Consider the following 17407-nt stretch of genomic DNA (forward strand, 5'->3'; position numbering starts at 1 on the left):
CGCAAAGTGCGAGGGGTTAAGACAGGGCTTGGCTGCGCTGACGCTGCTGTTCGCGGTTTCAGAGGCGCAGGCCACCGGGCCACGCTTCGCCTCGATCAACCTGTGCACCGATCAGCTGCTGGTCACCCTCGCCGATCCCGACCAGATTCTCGGCCTCAGCCCCTATGCGCGCGATCCCGCCCGTTCGTGGGACGCCGTCAGGGCGGCGCAGTTTCCGAAGCTATCGGGCGAGGCCGAGGACGTGCTAGTGCTGAAGCCCGACGCGGTTGTCGCCGGCCGCTTCACCAAACGGGCGACGCGCGAACTGCTCAAGGACAAGGGCCTGCGCGTGATCGAATTCAACCCGGCGCGCTCGCTCGACGACGTCAAGAACCAGCTGCGCCAGATGGGTGCATTGGTCGGGCATCCCGACCGCGCGGTCCTAGAAATCGCCAAACTCGATGATGCGATCGCCCGCGCCCGCACGATGGCAGCGAAAAAACCCCGGCGCGTGCTGGCGGTGTCGCGACGCGGCTGGGTATCCGGCGGCGACAACCTCAACACCTCGCTGCTGGCGGCAGTCGGCCTCGCCAATGCCGGCGGCGAGCTCGGGCTGAAGGCCGGCGGTTATGCCTCGCTGGAGGCGATCGTCAGTGCACGACCGGACTTCCTGCTGGTCGCCGACGACAGCGGCTTCGCCGAGGACGAAGGCCGCGCCTTCCTGCTGCATCCGGCGCTGGAAAGATTCTATCCGGCGTCGAAGCGCATCGTGCTGCCCGAACGCCTCACCACCTGCGGCGGGCCGACGCTGGCGGAAGCGCTGGACCGGCTTGCCGCCGAACTCGTGCGGGTGGATCGCTGATGCTGTTCGCCAGCGATACGCTTGCGATTGTGGTCGCGGCGCTCATCTTCGACGCGCTGATCGGCGATCCCGACTGGATCTGGCGGCGCGTGCCGCACCCGGTGGTGTGGATCGGCAAGGCGATCGATGCCCTCGAACAGGCCCTCAACGTGGCAGAGTGGTCGCCGCAACAGCGCAAGATCGGCGGCATCGGCGCCGTGCTCTGGCTGGTGATCGGCGCCATGCTCATCGGCTTGCTGATTGAGATCGCTTTGCCGCACGGCTGGATCGGCACCGCGGTCAAAGGCCTGCTGGCCTCGGTGCTGCTGGCGCAGCGCAGCCTGTATCAGCACGTCGCCCGCGTCCGCGATGCGTTCGCCGACGGCGGCCTCGGCAGCGCACGACAGGCGGTGGCAAGGATCGTCGGCCGCGATCCGGAGCGCCTTGACGCGGCCGGCGTGTCACGCGCCGCCATCGAATCCACGGCGGAGAATTTTTCCGATGGCATCGTCGCGCCGGTGTTCTGGCTGGCGCTGCTCGGCCTGCCCGGCCTGATCGCCTACAAGGCCATCAACACCGCCGACTCCATGATCGGACATCGCAGCCCACGCTATGAATCCTTCGGCTGGGCGGCAGCAAGGCTCGACGATCTCGTCAACCTCGTGCCGGCACGACTATCCGGCCTGCTGATCGCGCTGGTCGCGCCGATCGCCCGCGGCTCGTTTGCGACGGCGTTCCATGTCATGCTGCGCGACGCGTCGAAGCATCGCTCCCCCAATGCAGGCTGGCCGGAAAGCGCCATGGCGGGCGCACTGGGCATCGCACTGGCAGGTCCCCGCGCCTATGCGGAAGGCGCGGTCGACGACCCCTTCCTCAATGCCGAGGCACGCAAGGCGGCCACGCCCACCGATATCGGCCGCGCCCTGCAGCTGTTCGTCGCCGCTTGCGCGCTGCAGGCGATGATCTATGCGGCGTTGGCTGTGCTGCTTTAGACGAAGGATACTTGTCCCGGACGCAGCGCAGTGCGCCGCCGTTAAGCGGCGTAGTGCGCTGCAGAGCCGGCAACCGCCAAAAACGCCAGTGTTCGGCGCGGTCCCGGATCTGCGAGGCAGCACTTCGTGCTGCATCGCGTCCGGGACAAGATCGCCATTCACCGGCTGCGCGCAATCTTGAGCAGCGCATCGATGTCGAGATGCTGTTCGAAATGATCGGCCAGCGCATCCAGTGCGGCTTCGATCTGTGCGTCGTAGGCCAGTGACGAGGCAATGCCGAGATTGGCCAGCCAGGCCTTGCGGAAGGCATCCCCGGTGAACAGGCCGTGCACATAGGTGCCCTGGACGCGACCGCTCGGCGAGATGGCGCCATCGGGCCGGCCATCGATCATGAGCAACGGCCGCGCGCAGTCGGCGCCTTCGCTGCGGCCAAGATGGATCTCGTAGCCGGCGACGGCTGCACCGGTGGCACAATGCTCGCCGTGCACTAGCGTGGTCGATTTGTCCGCGCTCATCAGCGTGTCGATCGCCAGCAGGCCGAGACCGTCGACCGTGCCGGGCACGCCGTCGACCCCATCGGGATCGGCAATGGTCCGGCCGAGCATCTGATAGCCACCGCACATCCCGAGCAGATGGCCGCCACGGCGCACATGGGCCTTGATGTCGATATCCCAGCCCTGCGCGCGCAGGAAGGCGAGATCGCCGATGGTGGATTTCGACCCCGGCAGGATGACCACATCTGCATCGCCCGGGATCGGTTCGCCCGGCCGCACGAAGACCAGTTTTACGCCGGGCTCCATGCCAAGCGGATCGAGATCGTCGAAATTGGCGATGCGCGCCAGCACCGGCACGGCGACGATGCGCGTCGATGTCGACGCATGCGTACGGTCGAGATCGACGGCGTCTTCGGCCGGCAGCTGAGCTGCTTGCGGTAGCCACGGCAGCACGCCGAGCGACGGCCAGCCGGTGAGCTGCGTGACGGCGGTGAGGCCGCTGTCGAACAGCGCGGGATCGCCGCGAAACTTGTTGATGATGAAACCATGGATGCGCGCGCGTTCTTCGGGCGCGAGCACGAGATGCGTGCCGGCAAGGCTGGCAATGACGCCGCCGCGGTCGATGTCGCCGACCAGCACCACCGGCACATTCGCAGCCGCCGCAAATCCCATATTGGCGATATCGCCGGCGCGCAGATTGATCTCCGCCGGCGAACCCGCGCCCTCCACCAGCACGATGTCGGCGCGATCGCACATATGCGCGAAGCTCTCGAGCACCGCTGGCATCAACGCCGCTTTCTTCTCCAGAAAATTCTTCGTGCGCAGGGTGCCCCAGCGCTTGCCCTGCACGATGACCTGGGCGCCGGTGTCGGTCTCCGGCTTTAGCAGCACCGGGTTCATGTGCACGCTCGGCGGCATTCTGGCGGCGCGCGCCTGCACCGCCTGTGCCCGCCCGATCTCGCCGCCGTCGACGGCGACAGCGGCGTTGTTCGACATGTTCTGCGGCTTGAATGGCGCCACCTTCAGGCCCCGGCGCAGCAGCGCGCGCGCAAGGCCCGCGACAATAGTCGACTTGCCGGCATTGGAGCCGGTGGCCTGGATCATGAGCGCGGGGGTGGTGGTCATTCGTCAACTCCGATGCGGCCGCTCTTCCCTCTCCCCGCCTGCGGGGAGAGGGTGGCTCGAAGGCGCGAAGCGCATTCGAGCCGGGTGAGGGGCAGCCCGCGAGTGAAACATTGGCTCCCCTCACCCGGAGCCGAGCTATCGCTCGGCTCCGACCTCTCCCCGCAAGCGGGGAGAGGTAAAGTGCACCGTCATCAAAACTCGATGCCCTTCTGGCCCTTCACGCCGGCGCGGAACGGGTGCTTGATCAAGGTCATCTCGGTGACCAGATCGGCCATCTCGATCAGCTCCGGTTTTGCATTCCTGCCAGTGATCACCACGTGCTTGTCCGCCGGCTTCTCGTCGCGCAGGAATTTCAGCACCTCATCCAGATCCAGGTAGTCGTAGCGCAGCACGATGTTGAGTTCGTCGAGCAGCACCATGCGGTGGCGGTCGTCGCGGATCATCTCCTTGGCGCGCTCCCAGCCGGCGGTGGCGGCGGCGATGTCGCGTTCCCTGTCCTGGGTGATCCAGGTAAAGCCCTCGCCCATGATGTGCAGCGTGACGAGATCGGGAAAGGTCTTCAACAGGCGCGCTTCACCGGTGTCCCATTCCGGCGACTTGGTGAACTGCACAATGCCGACGGGAAAACCGTGGCCGATATGGCGGAACACCATGCCGAGCGCCGCGGAGGTCTTGCCCTTGCCCGTGCCGGTATGGACGATCAAGAGGCCCTTCTCGCCGATCTTGGTGGCCATGATCTTGTCTTTTGCGGCCTTGTGCTTGGCGGCCTTGATCTTGTGACGGGCATTTTCCTCGTCGGGCGAAAGCTCGGTCATGCGGTTTCCTCACGTATCGGCAGGAGTTCGGCGATCAGGTCGGCGGCGCGGTTGGAGCGCGGCGTCCACAGGCCGCGGCGGATGGCTTCGGCAAAGCGCGCGGCGGTCTCGCGCAGGGCGGCGGGATTGGCCTCGTGCATGAAGTCGCGCACGCGGTCGTCCTCAAGATAGGAGGCGAACAGCTGATCGAAATGATGGTTCGCCACCGCGTCTGTCGAGGCGGCGAAGCCGAACAGGTAATCCACCGTGGCGGCGATCTCGAAGGCGCCCTTGTAGCCATGGCGCATCACGCCGGCGATCCATTTCGGATTGGCGGCACGGCCGCGCACCACACGGGAGATTTCATGGCTGAGCGGGCGCGCCAGCGGCACCTCCGGCCGCGAGGTGTCGATATGCGCGATACGGGGGCCACGCCGCGCAAAGACTGTACGGTGGCGCTGAGGCCGCCGATGAACTGGTAGTAGTCGTCGGAGTCGAGGATATCGTGCTCGCGGTTGTCCTGGGTTTGCGCCACCAGATCGATGCCCTTGAGCTGCGCGGAAAACTCGTCGCGCGCCGCCTCGCCGTCGATGCCGCTGCCATAGGCGTAACCGCCCCAGTCGAGATACACCTCGGCGATATCGCCGCGACCGCCCCAGCCGCCTTCGTCCATCAACGCCTGCAGCCCCGCCCCGTAGGCGCCAGGCTTCGAGCCGAACACGCGACGCATGGCCTGGCGGCGCGCCACCTCGCAGGTCATGCCGCCGGATTCCAGCGCCTGCCGACGCGCGCGCACATGCGCGGCGATGGGGTTGGCCTCGTCGGGCTCATCGAGTGCGGCAATCGCCGCCACCGCCGAGCCGATGATGTCCATCTGCGTCGGGAAGGCATCGCGAAACAGGCCGGACACGCGAAAGGTGACATCGACGCGCGGCCGCTTCAGCTCCGACAGCGGCGTGATGGCGAAGCCGGTGACGCGGCCGGAGGTCTCCTCCCACAACGGCCGGGCGCCGATCAAGGCCAGCGCCTGCGCCACGTCGTCGCCACCGGTGCGCATGTTGGAGGTGCCCCAGGCCGACAGCGCGATCGAACGCGGCCATTCGCCCGCCTCCTGCCAATAGGATTCCACCAGTCGCTCGGCGGCGAGCTGGCCGATCCGCCATGCCGACGGCGTCGGCACCGCGCGGACATCCACCGCGAAGAAATTGCGACCGGTGGGTAGCACGTCCGGCCGCCCGCGGGTCGGCGCGCCGGACGGGCCGGGGCGGATAAAGTTGCCGTCGAGGCCTTTCAGGAGCGCAGCCATCTCGGCGGCGCCGCAGCCATCGATGGCGGGACGGAGGGTGCCGGAGATCCAGGCGAGGACAGCGGCGGTGGCCGGCCAATGCGCTTCAGCAAACTCCGTGTCGTCCCCGCGAAGGCGGGGACCCATACACCGTGTAGAGATAAGTTCGCCCGACGACAAAGACTGTGTTTCTGTGTCTTCGCCGGAGGCTATGGGTCCCTGCCCCGTGTGCGCCGAAGGCGCACTAGGTGGGGACGACACCGCGTTTGTGGCGGCTGCTTCGGCAACCAGACACAGCGCTAGCGCTTCAATGCGCTCCACCGTATCGCCCGTGGTGCGCCACAACGCGTCGCTGATATCAGCCAATACCGCAGGCCGCGGGCCGAGATAGTCATCTGCCAGTTCCCGCGTCAGCGGATCGAAATCGAGCGCCAGATCTGCAGCGATTGCCCGATGCAACGAGGCATCCTGCGGCTTGGTCTCCGAGCGTGGCAGCCGCGCGATGGAGACCAGCAGATCGTTGCGCTGGGCCTCCTCCGGCGTACGTCCGAAGATGTGCAAGCCGTCGCGGATCTGCATTTCCTTGAGATCGCACAGATGCGCATCGAGCGCGCGCAGGGCTTCATGGTCCGGCGTGTCCCGGTCGATGTTGACGTCGGCATCGAGACGCTGCGCGCGGGCCAGCGACAGAATGTCCTCGGCAATGACGGCGGCGCGTCTCGGATCGAGATCGGCGGCGACGGCGTATTCGTCGACCAGCGTCTCCAGCCGCGCCAGATCGTCGTGCAGTTCGGCGCGGGTCATAGGCGGTGTCAGGTGATCGACGATCACGGCCGCGACGCGGCGCTTGGCCTGGATGCCCTCGCCGGGATCGTTGACAATGAACGGATAGAGATGCGGCAGCGGTCCGAGCACTGCATCGGGCAGGCAATCGGCGGACAGGCCAGTGCTCTTGCCCGGCAGCCATTCGAGATTGCCGTGCTTGCCGAGATGCACCACGGCGTGAGTATCGAATTCGCGGCGCAGCCAGAGATAGAAGGCGAGATAATGATGCGGCGGCACCAGATCAGGATCGTGATAGCTCGCCTTGGGATCGATGTTGTAGCCGCGCGCCGGCTGCACGCCAACCACCACATTTCCGTAGCGATGCAGGCCGAGGCGGAAGCTACTGTCGAGCACATGCGGGTCGTCGGCCGCTTTGCCCCAACGCGCCTCGACTGCGCGCTGCACGCTCACCGGTAGCGAGGCAAAGGCAAGTTGATAGTCCGCCAGCGGCCATGTCGCACCTCCTTGACGCGCATCGCGATCGATCAGCGCGTTGGTCGGCCCCTGTTGCAGCAGCGCCATCATCGCGGCGGCGTCATCGGGCGCATCGTCGATCGCATAACCGGCGCCGCGCATCGCGGCCATCACATCGATCAGACTCTGCGGCGTGTCGAGGCCAACGCCATTGGCGAGACGGCCATCGCGGTTGGGATAGTTGGCGAGGATCAGGGCAACGCGGCGCTCCGGCGTCTTCGCGCGGCGCAACCGGACCCAGGCGCGCGCAAGATCGGCTGTCGCATCGACGCGATCCGGCACCGGCTGGAACGTGACCGGCTCGAAACTGCCATCACCGTCGGCGCGCTCCTTGAAGGCGATGACATTGGCGAAGATGCGGCCGTCGACTTCCGGCAGCACCACATGCATCGCGAGGTCGCGCGGCGTCAGCCCGCGCGATGACGCCTCCCAGCTTTCGCGCGAGGTGCCGGCCTGCGCCACCTGCAGCACCGGGCAGCCCGACGCCGCCAGCACCCCAGCATCGTCATGGGCGGTGGCCGTGGCGAAGGCCGTGGCGTTGATGATGATATCCGGCGGATACGCCGCCAATGCCGCGCGCAGAAAGGCGCCCGAGCGCTCGTCCTTCAGGCTGGTGACGAACAAGCAGACGGCGTTGAGGCCTCGGGCGTTGAGCGCAACGCGCAGCGCCGCGATCGCCGCGGTGTCGCCCCCGGCGACCAACGCGCGGTAAAAGATAACGATGGCGTTGGGGCGTTCGGAGATTGCGGGTTCGCTGGGCCAGAAGCCGGCGGAGGGCATCGGCCGCGCCGAGGGCGGCGCATCGCCTTGGCCGATCAGATGCGCGGCGTAGCGCAGCATCAATTGCGCATTGTCGACGCCACCCTCGCTGCAATAGCGCCAGAACTGTTGCGTGACCTCTTCGCCGACGGTGCTGCGCGCCGCGAGGTCGGCGTTCCAGTACATTTCGCCGGGCAAACACACGAACTGCGTGCCGCGACGCAGCGCATCGCTACGCAGGCTGTCGACGCCGTGCGGCCAGTAGCTCTCGCCGCCGAGCATGCGCAGCACGACGATCTTCGCATGGCGTAGCGTGCGTTCGACGTAAAGATCGACGGACGCGTTGTGGCCGAGTGCCAGCATGTTGGTCAACCGCACGCTGGGGAAGTCGCTGGGCAACGCTCTGTGAGCAGCGCCGAACGCAGCGAGATCGCTGTCCGCCGCCGACAGCACGACGATATCGGCGGTGTCCTGCCCGAGATCCCGGGCGACGTCGCCGTCGTCGATGGTGCCGGAGGTGTCGAGCTTCAGATGCATGCGGGTTTGGCAGCCTTCATGTTAACGCGATGACGGTGCGGTATCCCTCCCCCGCGTCTTTGCGGTGGGGAGGGTCGGCCGAACGAACGACGATGCGATAGCATCGTCGGAAGTGGAGGCCGGGGTGGGGGCGTCACACACGCTTTAGAGTCCGTGGCACCGCCCCCACCCGACCGGGCTTCGCTGCGCTACGCCCGGCCACCCTCCCCACCCCGCACCGCTTCGCTGCGCTTGGGGGAGGGAAAAGACGGCGCCGCCTTTGCCCAGATTGCTACTGCAGCGCCCGTCGCACCGCGTCGCCGTCAAATCCCTTCAGCCCGATCACCACCAGATGCTCGGCCTGCTTGACGTCCGGTCGGCCGAATGCCAGTTCGACGCGGCTGCCGACCGCCTGCACCACGATCGGCGCGGCCTTGTCGCTGATGCGTGCGTGCCCCTTGACGCGCAACACGCCTTCCAGACCCAACGCATCGCTGACACGGGCGCGCAGGGCTTCCACGGTCACGGAAGCCGAGGGCAAGACTACGATGCTGTCGAAATCGTCGTGGTCGTGCTCTTCCTCCTCGCTATGATGGCCGGCACGGGCTTTCATGTCGTTCTCGGCCTCGGCGTTCATCCCGATCAGGACGGCAGGCGCCAACTCGCCCTTCGAGCGGACGATACGTACGCCCGGCCGCAGGATGGCTTTGAGTTTCGTTTCGATCTCCGCTAGCTGGGCAACCGTCACCAGATCGCTCTTCGACAGCACCACCAGATCGGCGCAGGCGAGCTGATCCTCGAAAACTTCCTCGATCGGATCGTCATGTTCGATCCCCTCATCCTTCGCACGCTGTTCAGCGACGGCGTCCTCATCCAGCGTGACACGGCCTTCCGACAGCGCCAGCGCATCGACCACGGTGACGACGCCGTCGACCGTGGCGCGGGTTTTGACCGCTGGCCACGCAAATGCTTTCAGCAACGGCTGCGGCAGCGCGAGCCCCGACGTCTCGATGACGATGGCGTCGAGCGGAATATCGCGGGCCAGAAGCTTGTCCATGGTGGGGATAAAATCGTCGGCCACGGTGCAGCAGATGCAGCCGTTGGTGAGTTCGATTATGTCGCCGGGCGCGCAGGCGTTGGCGGCGCATTCCTGGACCAGGCCGCCGTCAAAACCAGCATCGCCGAATTCGTTGACGATGACAGCAATACGGCGGCCGTCGGCCTGGGTCAGCAATGCGCGCAGCAGCGTGGTCTTGCCGGCGCCGAGGAAACCGGTGAGCACGGTGACGGGAACACGGGACATTTACGACTCCTCAGGCGAATGTTTGAGCCAGAGCGGCAGCCCGGCGGCGATGAAAACCACTTGCGGCACGGCGGCCGCGATAATCTGATTGAGGCGCCCCTGCGCATCGCGGAAGGCGCGGCCCAGCGGCGTCTCCGGCACCAGGCCCATGCCGACCTCGTTGGAGACGAATACGATGGGATATTTGGCGACGCCGAGAAAGCGCGTCAGCCGGCGCGCCTCGATCTCGGGATCGCGGCCGGCGAACATCACGTTCGACAGCCACAGGGTCAGGCAGTCCACCAGCACGGCGCGGCCGCGCGTCGCCTCGCGCGTCAGCGCATCGACCAGCGCCAGCGGCTCCTCGACGGTGGTCCAGCCGTCGGCGCGGCGATTGCGGTGATGGGCGATACGCTGCTTCATCTCCTCGTCCTCCCCGCGGTGGCGGTGGCGAGATAGATCCGCTGCAGCGCGCTGTGATCGATCAGCTGCTCGGCGAAGACCGACTTGCCCGAGCGCGCGCCGCCGAGCACCAGAGTGGTTTGCAGCATCTTCATTTCGGCGCGCGCCCGTCGTCGGGCGACCAGCGCATCGGCGGCACCCGCGCCACCATGCCTTTTCGCAACACGTCGGCGCGCTCGCGCCACGGCACCAAGCCATAGTCCGACTTCTGATACGACTGCACGAACGACACCAGCGCAGCGCTGCCGCTGTCCGTCTGCAGGTCGCCGAACAGGAACGTATAACCGTCGGGGCTGGTGACTGCGACGGTGGCCGGGCGCTTGCAGACGCTAAGGCACTGCACCGGACGCACCATGACGTCGCTGACGCCAAGCGCGGATTTCACGGCGTCGAACATCTCCGGCCCCACGACGGCGCTGCCATCGGCGGATTTGCAGGTGATGCAGACGCTGACGATGACGGGACCTGCTGGCGCATGGCTGCGCCGCGGTTCGGTCATCGTTACGTCGGACGGCAGGGTCGTGCTGTCGCGATCCATCACATGCTCACATCAAGGCCTGGAAAGGCCGCGAGCTTTGTTGGGTCGCGCGCTACGGCACAGGCCGTCGCGCTCGCTCCCGTCCGGTGCACCCCGCCCCGACGACGCCTCCAAAGCACAGTTCGTGATGGCAGGTCTCCTGGCTCGCGAGTCGCTGCCTGCGCCGCCTTCCCGGGATCTCCCAGTGGCATCGGTGCAGGCTCGTCGCTTACAGTTGCGGGGGCAGCGCCGGCCTGGAGAAGTCTCAATCGAGACCGCTCGCACCGGCTTCCCTATTCACCTTCACGCGGAAGGACCATCGCGCACGACGCTAGCCCCGGGGGCTGCGGGGTCAACCGCGCAAGCAGGCTGTTGACCGGATGATGGCGGTTGCGTCAGGTACGCGCCACCGCGAGAGGACCACCATGACCGCCCACACCCCGCCTTTGTGGCAGCCGCCCGCCATTGTCCCCCTCGATCCCGCGCTGGAAGCGACCCTGCGCGCCCGCATCGACGGCAAGGCGAAACCGCTGGGCTCGCTGGGCCGGATCGAGGACCTTGCGGTTCAGCTCGGCATGATCCGGCATCCCGGGGAACCGCGCGGCGAGAACGCCGTGCTGCTGGTGTTCGCCGCCGATCACGGGCTGGTCGAGGAAGGCGTGTCGCAATATCCCTCGGCCGTGACCGTGGCCATGGTGATGACCTATCTGGCCGGCCGCGCCACCGCCAATGCCTTTGCCACCGCCAACAACGTCGCCGTCCGCGTCATCGATGCCGGCGTCGCGGCTGAGCTGCCGGTACATCCCGGCCTGCTCGACGCCAAGATCCGCATGGGCACCGCCAACGCCGCGCGCGAGCCGGCGATGACATTTCATGAGGCCTCCGGCGCGTTGGCAGCGGGTGCCCGCATTGCCGTCGGCGAAATTCGCGCCGGCGCCAACATCCTCGCGCTCGGCGAGATGGGCATCGGCAACACCGCCTCCTCCGCGTTGCTGGTACATCGCCTCGCCCCGGCTCCGCTCGACGACTGCATCGGCGTCGGCGCCGGGCAGGACGATGCGGGCATGGCCAAAAAGCGCGCGGCGATTCACAAGGCCGCCGCGCGCAGCGACGCCAGCGCGCCGCTCGATGTGCTCAGCGAATTCGGCGGACTGGAGATCGCCATGATGGCCGGCGCGATTCTCGGCGCGGCATCGCAGCGACGACCGGTGATTGTCGATGGCTTCATCTCGACGGCGGCGGCGCTGCTGGCGATCCGTCTCGCGCCCGCGGCGCGCGGCTATTGCGTGTTCGCGCATCGCTCCGCGGAAAAGGGCCACGACCTGGTGCTGGCGGCGCTCGATGCCAAGCCATTGCTCGATCTCGGGCTGCGGCTCGGGGAAGGCACCGGAGCGCTGCTGGCGGTGCCGCTGGTCCGCGCCGCAGCGCGACTGCTCACCGATGTCGCCGATCTCAGCGACGTGCTGTCGGGAAACATCTGATGCAACTGCCGGGCGCCCTGTATGATGCGATCCGCTTCCTCACGGTGGTGCGGGTGCCGGACACCGCAACGGCTGGCGCGCCGGACTGGCTCGCGCGGGCGATGAAGTATTTTCCGGTGATCGGCGCCGGTATCGGCGCGGCATCGGCGCTGGTGCTGCTGCTCGCCAACGAGTTCTGGAGTCCGGTGGTCTCAGCGCTGCTGGCGGTGACGACCAGCATTGTGCTGACCTCGGCGCTGCACGAGGACGGCCTCGCCGACACCGCGGATTCCTTCGGCGGCGGCTGGAGCGTGGAAAAACGCCTCGCCATCATGAAGGACAGCCGCATCGGCAGCTATGGCGCGCTGGCGCTGGGCCTCGGCGTGATGCTGCGGGTCACCGCGATTTCCGACCTGCCGATGTGGGCCGGCCCTGCCGCGCTGATCGCAACCCATGCCGCGGCGCGCGCGGCGCCAGCCTTCGCCATGAACAACATGGCCTATGCCGGCGACACCGCGGCGATGAAGGTCGCCTATGCCGAAGCGCCGGTACGATCCGACGAATTGCGCTTTGCACTCATCGTTGTAGCACTGGCGGCGCTGCCGCTGGCCTTCATCTCGCTATGGGCGGTGATGGCCGGCTGGTGTAGTGGCGCGCTGCTGGCCTGGCTACTGGCAAGATGGTCGCGCCGCCTGCTCGGCGGCTACACCGGCGACGTGCTCGGCGCGGTGGAGCAGGTGTTCGAGATCGGGTTTCTGCTGGGCGTCGCGGCGGTAATTTTGGCCTGACGAAACGGCGCTTTCTTCATCCGCCCTCCTCCTACCGTCGTCATCCCAGCCGAAACGCACTGCGTTTCGGCTGGGATGACGACGGAGTTTGTGGCCACAGCAACGGCAACCGATACGGCTTGCCCTCAAAGGCTTCGGCGCCGCGGCCGATGCTGGCGACGGCATCGACCATGACACCGTTGCAGCTGAGCAAATCATCGGCCAGCGCCACCATCAGCCGGTTCGGTGTCGCTTCGGGCGCGCGGTGGCGCAGTTCCATGGCGATCTCGCGCTCGAAGCCGGGATTGTGCGCGCAGGCGATCGCGTAGGCCGCGGCGCTGGAACGGCTGATGCCGGCCCAGCAATGAACCAGCAACGGACGGCCGCGCGCGGCGTCGCCAAAGGCAAGCACCTGCCGCATGGCATTGGCGTCGGGCGCTACCAGCGCCGGCGCGGGTTCGACGATGTCGTGAAACGACACGTGCAGATGCCGGTTTGGCGACAGCCCGCTCCAGTCGACGGCACCGTGAGTGGGCGACAGCAGCGTCAGCAGGTCGAAGTCGTCGAGCGAGGCCGCGACGGCATGGAGACCGCCGAGAGAACAGATGTGGATCATGAGGCCACCATACAAGGAACTTGACCCGGCCGCACCAGGCATCGCCGCTCATCGGATTTGCCAGTGGCCTGCGCCGGCTAAGCACCGTACAACCCGCTCCGACGTCCCCTCCGCATGCAGATATCCGCCATGACATCGTCCGGCTATTTCCTCGAGGCTCCGCGCGCGCTGCGTACCTTCGTCCGATCGCGCGAAACCAGCCTCGTATTGGTGGCGGCACTGATCGGGGGCATCGCCGGTCTGCTGGTGGCCGCGATGAGCGGCGCCGTAAATCTGATGCACGTAGCGCTGTTCGATCTGGCGCTGGGCGAGCGCCTGTCGAGCCAAACTGCCATCGATCCGGTTCGCGCCGTCCTGGTGCCGACGCTGGGCGGGCTGGTGCTCGGCGTGGCACTGCTGATGCTGCTGCGCTGGCGGCCGGGGCGTGAGGTCGATCCGATCGAGGCCAATGCGCTGCATGGCGGCAGGATGTCGTTCCGCGGCAGCATCATCGTGGCGCTGCAGACCGTATGGTCGAGCGGCGTCGGCGGCTCGGTCGGGCTCGAGGCCGGCTACACCCAGATCGCCAGCGGCGTCGCCGCCTCGATCGGTCGCGCGCTGCATCTGCGCCGCGCCGACCAGCGCATCATGGTCGGCTGCGGCGCCGCCGCGGCCATTGCCGGCGCCTTCGGCGCGCCATTGGCCGGCGCGTTTTACGCCTTCGAACTGATCATCGGCGGCTACACACCGGCGAGCCTGACGCCGATCGGCGTCGCCGCCGTGGCCGGCTATGCCGCGACGCGGGCATTTTCACCGCTGTCGCTCGGCATCTCCGTCAACCAGATCGGCGAGGTCAGCGGCCCCGACCTCGCGTTGGCCGCCCTCCTCGGCCTGGTGGCGGCGCTGTTCGGCATCGCCATCATGCGTGGCGTGGCGCTGTGTGAGACGCTGCTGACGCGCAGCCGGCTGTGGACGCCGCTGCGGCCGATGCTCGGCGGGCTGCTGGTCGGCCTGCTGGCGCTGGCAACGCCGGAGGTGCTGTCGTCGGGTCACGGCGCGCTGCATGTCAGCGGCGACACCAGCGAGCCACTCATGGTGATCGCCATGGTCTTCGCGCTGAAGACGGTGGCCTCGGTGGTGTCGCTCGGCTCGGGTTTCCGCGGCGGATTGTTCTTCGCCTCCCTGCTGCTCGGCGTGCTCGGCGGCCACCTGTTCGCCGCCGGCGCGTCCGCGCTGCTTCCACAGCTCGCGCTCGACACCAGCGTCTACGCGGTGATCGGTATGAGCGCTTTGTCGGCCTCCGTGATCGGCGGGCCGCTGACCATGACCTTCATCGCGCTGGAGGCCACCGGCAACCTTTGGCTGACGACCGCGGTGCTGATCGCGGTCATCGTCTCGACGCAGACCACGCGCGAGCTGTTCGGCTATTCTTTCGCGACCTGGCGACTGCACCTGCGCGGCGAGACCATCCGCAGCGCCGCCGATGTCGGCTGGATCCGCGACCTCACCGTGGCCAGCATGATGCGCGCCGATATGGTCACGGTAAATGCCGGCATCAGCATTGCCGCGTTTCGCGAACAGTTTCCGCTGGGGTCGAAGACCCAGGTGATCGCCATCGACCAGCACGGTCGCTATGCCGGCATTGCGCTGGTCGCCGAGGCCCATGAGCCCGAACGCAAGCCCGAGACCAGTCTTCAGGGAATGCTGCGCAACCGTGGCGCCACCCTCACACCGGACATGAATGTGCAGCAGGCGGTGGCGGCCTTCGACGGCGCGGAATCGGAATCGCTGGCAGTGGTCGACAGCCACGACCGCAATCGCGTCGTCGGCGTGCTCACCGAGGCCTTCGCCTTGCGCCGCTACGCCGAGGAATCAGAGAAGCGGCGCCGTGCCGCGGTGGGGGAACTCTGAGACGTAAAACAGCCCCTGAAAAAGGGCGTCGTCGATGCGCGTCAGACAACCACCGCGGAGTACCGTCCAGCGTCCGAAACCGGACATTAATCTCAAATTCCCCAGCAAATTCATACACTACTTTAACTTGTATGGGACACGTCCTTGTGCCTGGCGGCTCTTTCGCAGGCCATTGTTAAGCTATCTGGGCTAACTCTCCTCCTCCGATCGAACGTTTCGATGTCCAGGAAGGACGCGATGCTCAGTCAGCTTCAATCATTTCAAGCCCGTGTCCGGGCGGTGCTGCGTCTGCCACGCGAGAACCCCGAACTGATCCAGGCCAAGCTGGCCGCATTCACGCGACAGATTCCGATCATGTACACGCTCGTGATGGTTAACACCGTGGCGCTCGCTGTGACGCATTATGGCTCCGCACCTTGGCTGTTGACCGTGGTGATTCCGTCGGTCCTGAACTCGGTCTGCCTGTTCCGCATGATCCTGTGGTGGCGCTCCCGCGGCAAGATTCTCAGCGCCGAGCACGCCATCGCGCGACTGCACGGCACCATCGTCACCGCCGGCATTCTCGGCGCCGGCGTCAGCGCCTGGAGCCTGAGCCTGTTTCGCTACGGCGACGCCTATGTCCAGAGCTACGTCGCTTTCTTCATGGCGACGACCACCATCGGTATCGGCTTCTGCCTGATGCATCTGCGCTCCGCCGCGCTCCTGATCATGGCGCTGGTGGTGATCCCCTTCACCATATTTTTCGTATCTACCGGTAGCATGGTGTTCGTCGCCACCGCCATCAACTTCGTGACGGTAGTCGTTGCCTGCGGATACGTGCTGCTGATCAACTACCGGAACTTCGAAAATAGCATCAACTCGACCAAGGCGCTGCTCATCAAGCAGGAAGAACTGAAGGCGCTCAACGACACCAATTTCAGGAATTCGAATATCGACAGCCTCACCGGCCTGCCGAACCGGCGTCATTTTTTTGCCGAACTTGATCGACGCATGGCGCAAGCCGCCGCAGACGGCCGAAGCCTGACCATCGGCATCCTCGATCTCGACGGGTTCAAGCCGATCAACGACGTGCACGGCCATCGGACCGGCGATCGCCTGCTGATAGACGCCAGCCTCCGGCTGCGCGCCGCACTCGATCCTTCCATCTATCTGGCGCGGCTGGGTGGCGACGAGTTCGTCATCATCGATGAGAACGAGACCTGTCGCGCGCGTATCATCGAAGCCGGCACGGCCATCGCCGACCTGCTACAGGCGCCGTTCGAGATCGACGAACTCACCATCCGCATCGGCTCTTCGATCGGCTTCGCCACTTTCCCGTCGGTAGCCATCACCGCCGAAGACCTGTTCGAATGTGCCGACTATGCGCTGTATTTCGTCAAGCAGCACGATCGCGGCCGTGCGGTGATTTTCTCGGCGGAACATCAGGCCAGCATCCGCGAGGCCAGCCTGATCGACCAGGCGCTGCTCAACGCGGACCTTGAGACCGAATTGTGGATCGCCTATCAACCCATTATCGACACCGATAGCGGTCGCACGGTCTGCTTCGAGGCGCTGGCGCGATGGCGCAGCCCGACGCTGGGCGACGTGTCGCCGATGCGCTTCATCACCGCCGCCGAACGCTCCGGCTCGATCTGTGAGCTTACGCCGATCCTGCTGCGCAAGGCCCTGGAAGGCGCCGCATCATGGCCTGCCGACGTCCGCATCTCGTTCAACCTGTCGGCACTCGACGTGGCGTCACCCCTGTCGGCGCTGAAGATCATCGGCATCGTGCAGCAGAGCGGCATCGACGCCCACAGGATCGATTTTGAGGTCACCGAGACGGCGGTGATGCGCAACCGTTCCCAGGCATCGGAAGCATTGAAGACCCTGAAGGCGCTCGGTGCACGCATCTCGCTCGACGATTTCGGCACCGGCTATTCGAGCCTCAGCTGCATCCGCGAACTGCCGCTCGACAAGATCAAGATCGACCGCAGCTTCGTCCAGAACGTCGAGACCGACGCGGCATCGCAAATGATCCTGAGAACCCTGGCAGGGCTGTGCATCAACCTGAAGCTCGATTGCGTCGTCGAAGGTGTCGAGACGACCCAGCAAATGCGGTTGCTGCGCGACGAAGGCTGCCGCTTCATGCAGGGTTACCTGTTCGCCCGGCCGATGGCCGCCAGCAAGGTGCAAGCTTATCTCGCCGCCAGCGACAACGCCGCTCCCGCGGCGATGGCCCGCGCATAACGGCGGCACGTCACTCTTCACCTTGCTGACGTCCATCTCGACGGCGGGATCGCGCAGGCATGGGTTGAGCACGGGCTGCCCCGCCAGCGGGGCTGTGCAGACC

Annotated in this window: 11 protein-coding genes, 2 pseudogenes and 1 riboswitch; of the genes and pseudogenes, 6 read left to right on the forward strand and 7 right to left on the reverse strand. The window is 66.4% G+C overall.

What is annotated here, in order from left to right:
• Nucleotides 1-28: 28 nt before the first annotated feature.
• On the forward strand, nucleotides 29-841 hold the full coding sequence (locus ONR75_RS23410) for an ABC transporter substrate-binding protein (protein WP_265079347.1): 813 nt from the start codon (nucleotides 29-31) through the stop codon (nucleotides 839-841).
• On the forward strand, nucleotides 841-1812 hold the full coding sequence (gene cbiB, locus ONR75_RS23415) for an adenosylcobinamide-phosphate synthase CbiB (protein WP_265079348.1): 972 nt from the start codon (nucleotides 841-843) through the stop codon (nucleotides 1810-1812). The genes ONR75_RS23410 and cbiB overlap by 1 nt, the downstream gene beginning before the upstream one ends.
• 158 nt (nucleotides 1813-1970) lie before the next feature.
• Here the strand turns inward: cbiB and ONR75_RS23420 are convergent, their stop codons facing one another.
• The 6 genes and pseudogenes from ONR75_RS23420 to ONR75_RS23445 all read right to left on the reverse strand — a co-directional run bounded on the left by ONR75_RS23420 (nucleotide 1971) and on the right by ONR75_RS23445 (nucleotide 10366).
• Entirely contained in the window at nucleotides 1971-3431 is a 1461-nt protein-coding gene (locus ONR75_RS23420; protein WP_265079349.1) for a cobyric acid synthase, read from the reverse strand.
• Nucleotides 3432-3622: 191 nt separating this feature from the next.
• The gene (cobO, locus tag ONR75_RS23425; protein WP_265079350.1) at nucleotides 3623-4246 is read right to left on the reverse strand and encodes a cob(I)yrinic acid a,c-diamide adenosyltransferase; all 624 of its coding nucleotides are present in this window, start codon (nucleotides 4244-4246) and stop codon (nucleotides 3623-3625) included.
• Nucleotides 4243-8105 (reverse strand): annotated as a pseudogene (cobN, locus tag ONR75_RS23430) (cobaltochelatase subunit CobN). Before cobN ends, cobO begins: the two are co-directional and overlap by 4 nt.
• 271 nt (nucleotides 8106-8376) lie before the next feature.
• Nucleotides 8377-9387, reverse strand: coding sequence for a cobalamin biosynthesis protein CobW (gene cobW, locus ONR75_RS23435; protein ID WP_265079351.1), 1011 nt, complete (start codon nucleotides 9385-9387; stop codon nucleotides 8377-8379).
• Nucleotides 9388-9923, reverse strand: a pseudogene (gene cobU, locus ONR75_RS23440) (bifunctional adenosylcobinamide kinase/adenosylcobinamide-phosphate guanylyltransferase).
• Nucleotides 9920-10366, reverse strand: coding sequence for a DUF1636 domain-containing protein (locus ONR75_RS23445; RefSeq protein ID WP_265079352.1), 447 nt, complete (start codon nucleotides 10364-10366; stop codon nucleotides 9920-9922). The pseudogene cobU and the gene ONR75_RS23445 overlap by 4 nt, the downstream one beginning before the upstream one ends.
• 111 nt (nucleotides 10367-10477) lie before the next feature.
• Nucleotides 10478-10681, reverse strand: a riboswitch (cobalamin riboswitch).
• A gap of 89 nt (nucleotides 10682-10770) precedes the next feature.
• On the opposite strand from ONR75_RS23445, the gene cobT reads away from it, so the two are divergent.
• Nucleotides 10771-11826, forward strand: coding sequence for a nicotinate-nucleotide--dimethylbenzimidazole phosphoribosyltransferase (gene cobT, locus ONR75_RS23450; protein ID WP_265079353.1), 1056 nt, complete (start codon nucleotides 10771-10773; stop codon nucleotides 11824-11826).
• Nucleotides 11826-12593 (forward strand): adenosylcobinamide-GDP ribazoletransferase, encoded by a 768-nt coding sequence (locus ONR75_RS23455; RefSeq protein ID WP_265079354.1) that lies wholly within the window; start codon nucleotides 11826-11828, stop codon nucleotides 12591-12593. The genes cobT and ONR75_RS23455 overlap by 1 nt, the downstream gene beginning before the upstream one ends.
• A gap of 40 nt (nucleotides 12594-12633) precedes the next feature.
• On the opposite strand, the gene ONR75_RS23460 is transcribed toward ONR75_RS23455, so the two are convergent.
• Nucleotides 12634-13188, reverse strand: coding sequence for a tyrosine phosphatase family protein (locus tag ONR75_RS23460; protein ID WP_265079355.1), 555 nt, complete (start codon nucleotides 13186-13188; stop codon nucleotides 12634-12636).
• A gap of 129 nt (nucleotides 13189-13317) precedes the next feature.
• Here ONR75_RS23460 and ONR75_RS23465 point away from each other — a divergent pair, with 129 nt between their 5' ends.
• Nucleotides 13318-15078, forward strand: coding sequence for a chloride channel protein (locus ONR75_RS23465; protein ID WP_265079356.1), 1761 nt, complete (start codon nucleotides 13318-13320; stop codon nucleotides 15076-15078).
• 237 nt (nucleotides 15079-15315) lie between these two features.
• Complete coding sequence (locus tag ONR75_RS23470) at nucleotides 15316-17304, forward strand: putative bifunctional diguanylate cyclase/phosphodiesterase (RefSeq protein ID WP_265079357.1); 1989 nt, start codon at nucleotides 15316-15318, stop codon at nucleotides 17302-17304.
• Nucleotides 17305-17407: the final 103 nt, after the last annotated feature.

This window comes from Rhodopseudomonas sp. P2A-2r (assembly GCF_026015985.1).
Lineage (GTDB): Bacteria > Pseudomonadota > Alphaproteobacteria > Rhizobiales > Xanthobacteraceae > Tardiphaga.

Bases quoted from the DNA above. Each gene is read 5' to 3' on its own strand.
- ONR75_RS23465 (WP_265079356.1), top strand. From the start codon at position 13,318: ATGACATCGTCCGGCTATTTCCTCGAGGCTCCGCGCGCGCTGCGTACC.
- cobO (WP_265079350.1), bottom strand. From the start codon at position 4,246: ATGACCGAGCTTTCGCCCGACGAGGAAAATGCCCGTCACAAGATCAAG.
- ONR75_RS23460 (WP_265079355.1), bottom strand. From the start codon at position 13,188: ATGATCCACATCTGTTCTCTCGGCGGTCTCCATGCCGTCGCGGCCTCG.
- ONR75_RS23445 (WP_265079352.1), bottom strand. From the start codon at position 10,366: ATGGATCGCGACAGCACGACCCTGCCGTCCGACGTAACGATGACCGAA.
- cobW (WP_265079351.1), bottom strand. From the start codon at position 9,387: ATGTCCCGTGTTCCCGTCACCGTGCTCACCGGTTTCCTCGGCGCCGGC.
- ONR75_RS23455 (WP_265079354.1), top strand. From the start codon at position 11,826: ATGCAACTGCCGGGCGCCCTGTATGATGCGATCCGCTTCCTCACGGTG.
- ONR75_RS23420 (WP_265079349.1), bottom strand. From the start codon at position 3,431: ATGACCACCACCCCCGCGCTCATGATCCAGGCCACCGGCTCCAATGCC.
- ONR75_RS23470 (WP_265079357.1), top strand. From the start codon at position 15,316: ATGCTCAGTCAGCTTCAATCATTTCAAGCCCGTGTCCGGGCGGTGCTG.
- cobT (WP_265079353.1), top strand. From the start codon at position 10,771: ATGACCGCCCACACCCCGCCTTTGTGGCAGCCGCCCGCCATTGTCCCC.
- cbiB (WP_265079348.1), top strand. From the start codon at position 841: ATGCTGTTCGCCAGCGATACGCTTGCGATTGTGGTCGCGGCGCTCATC.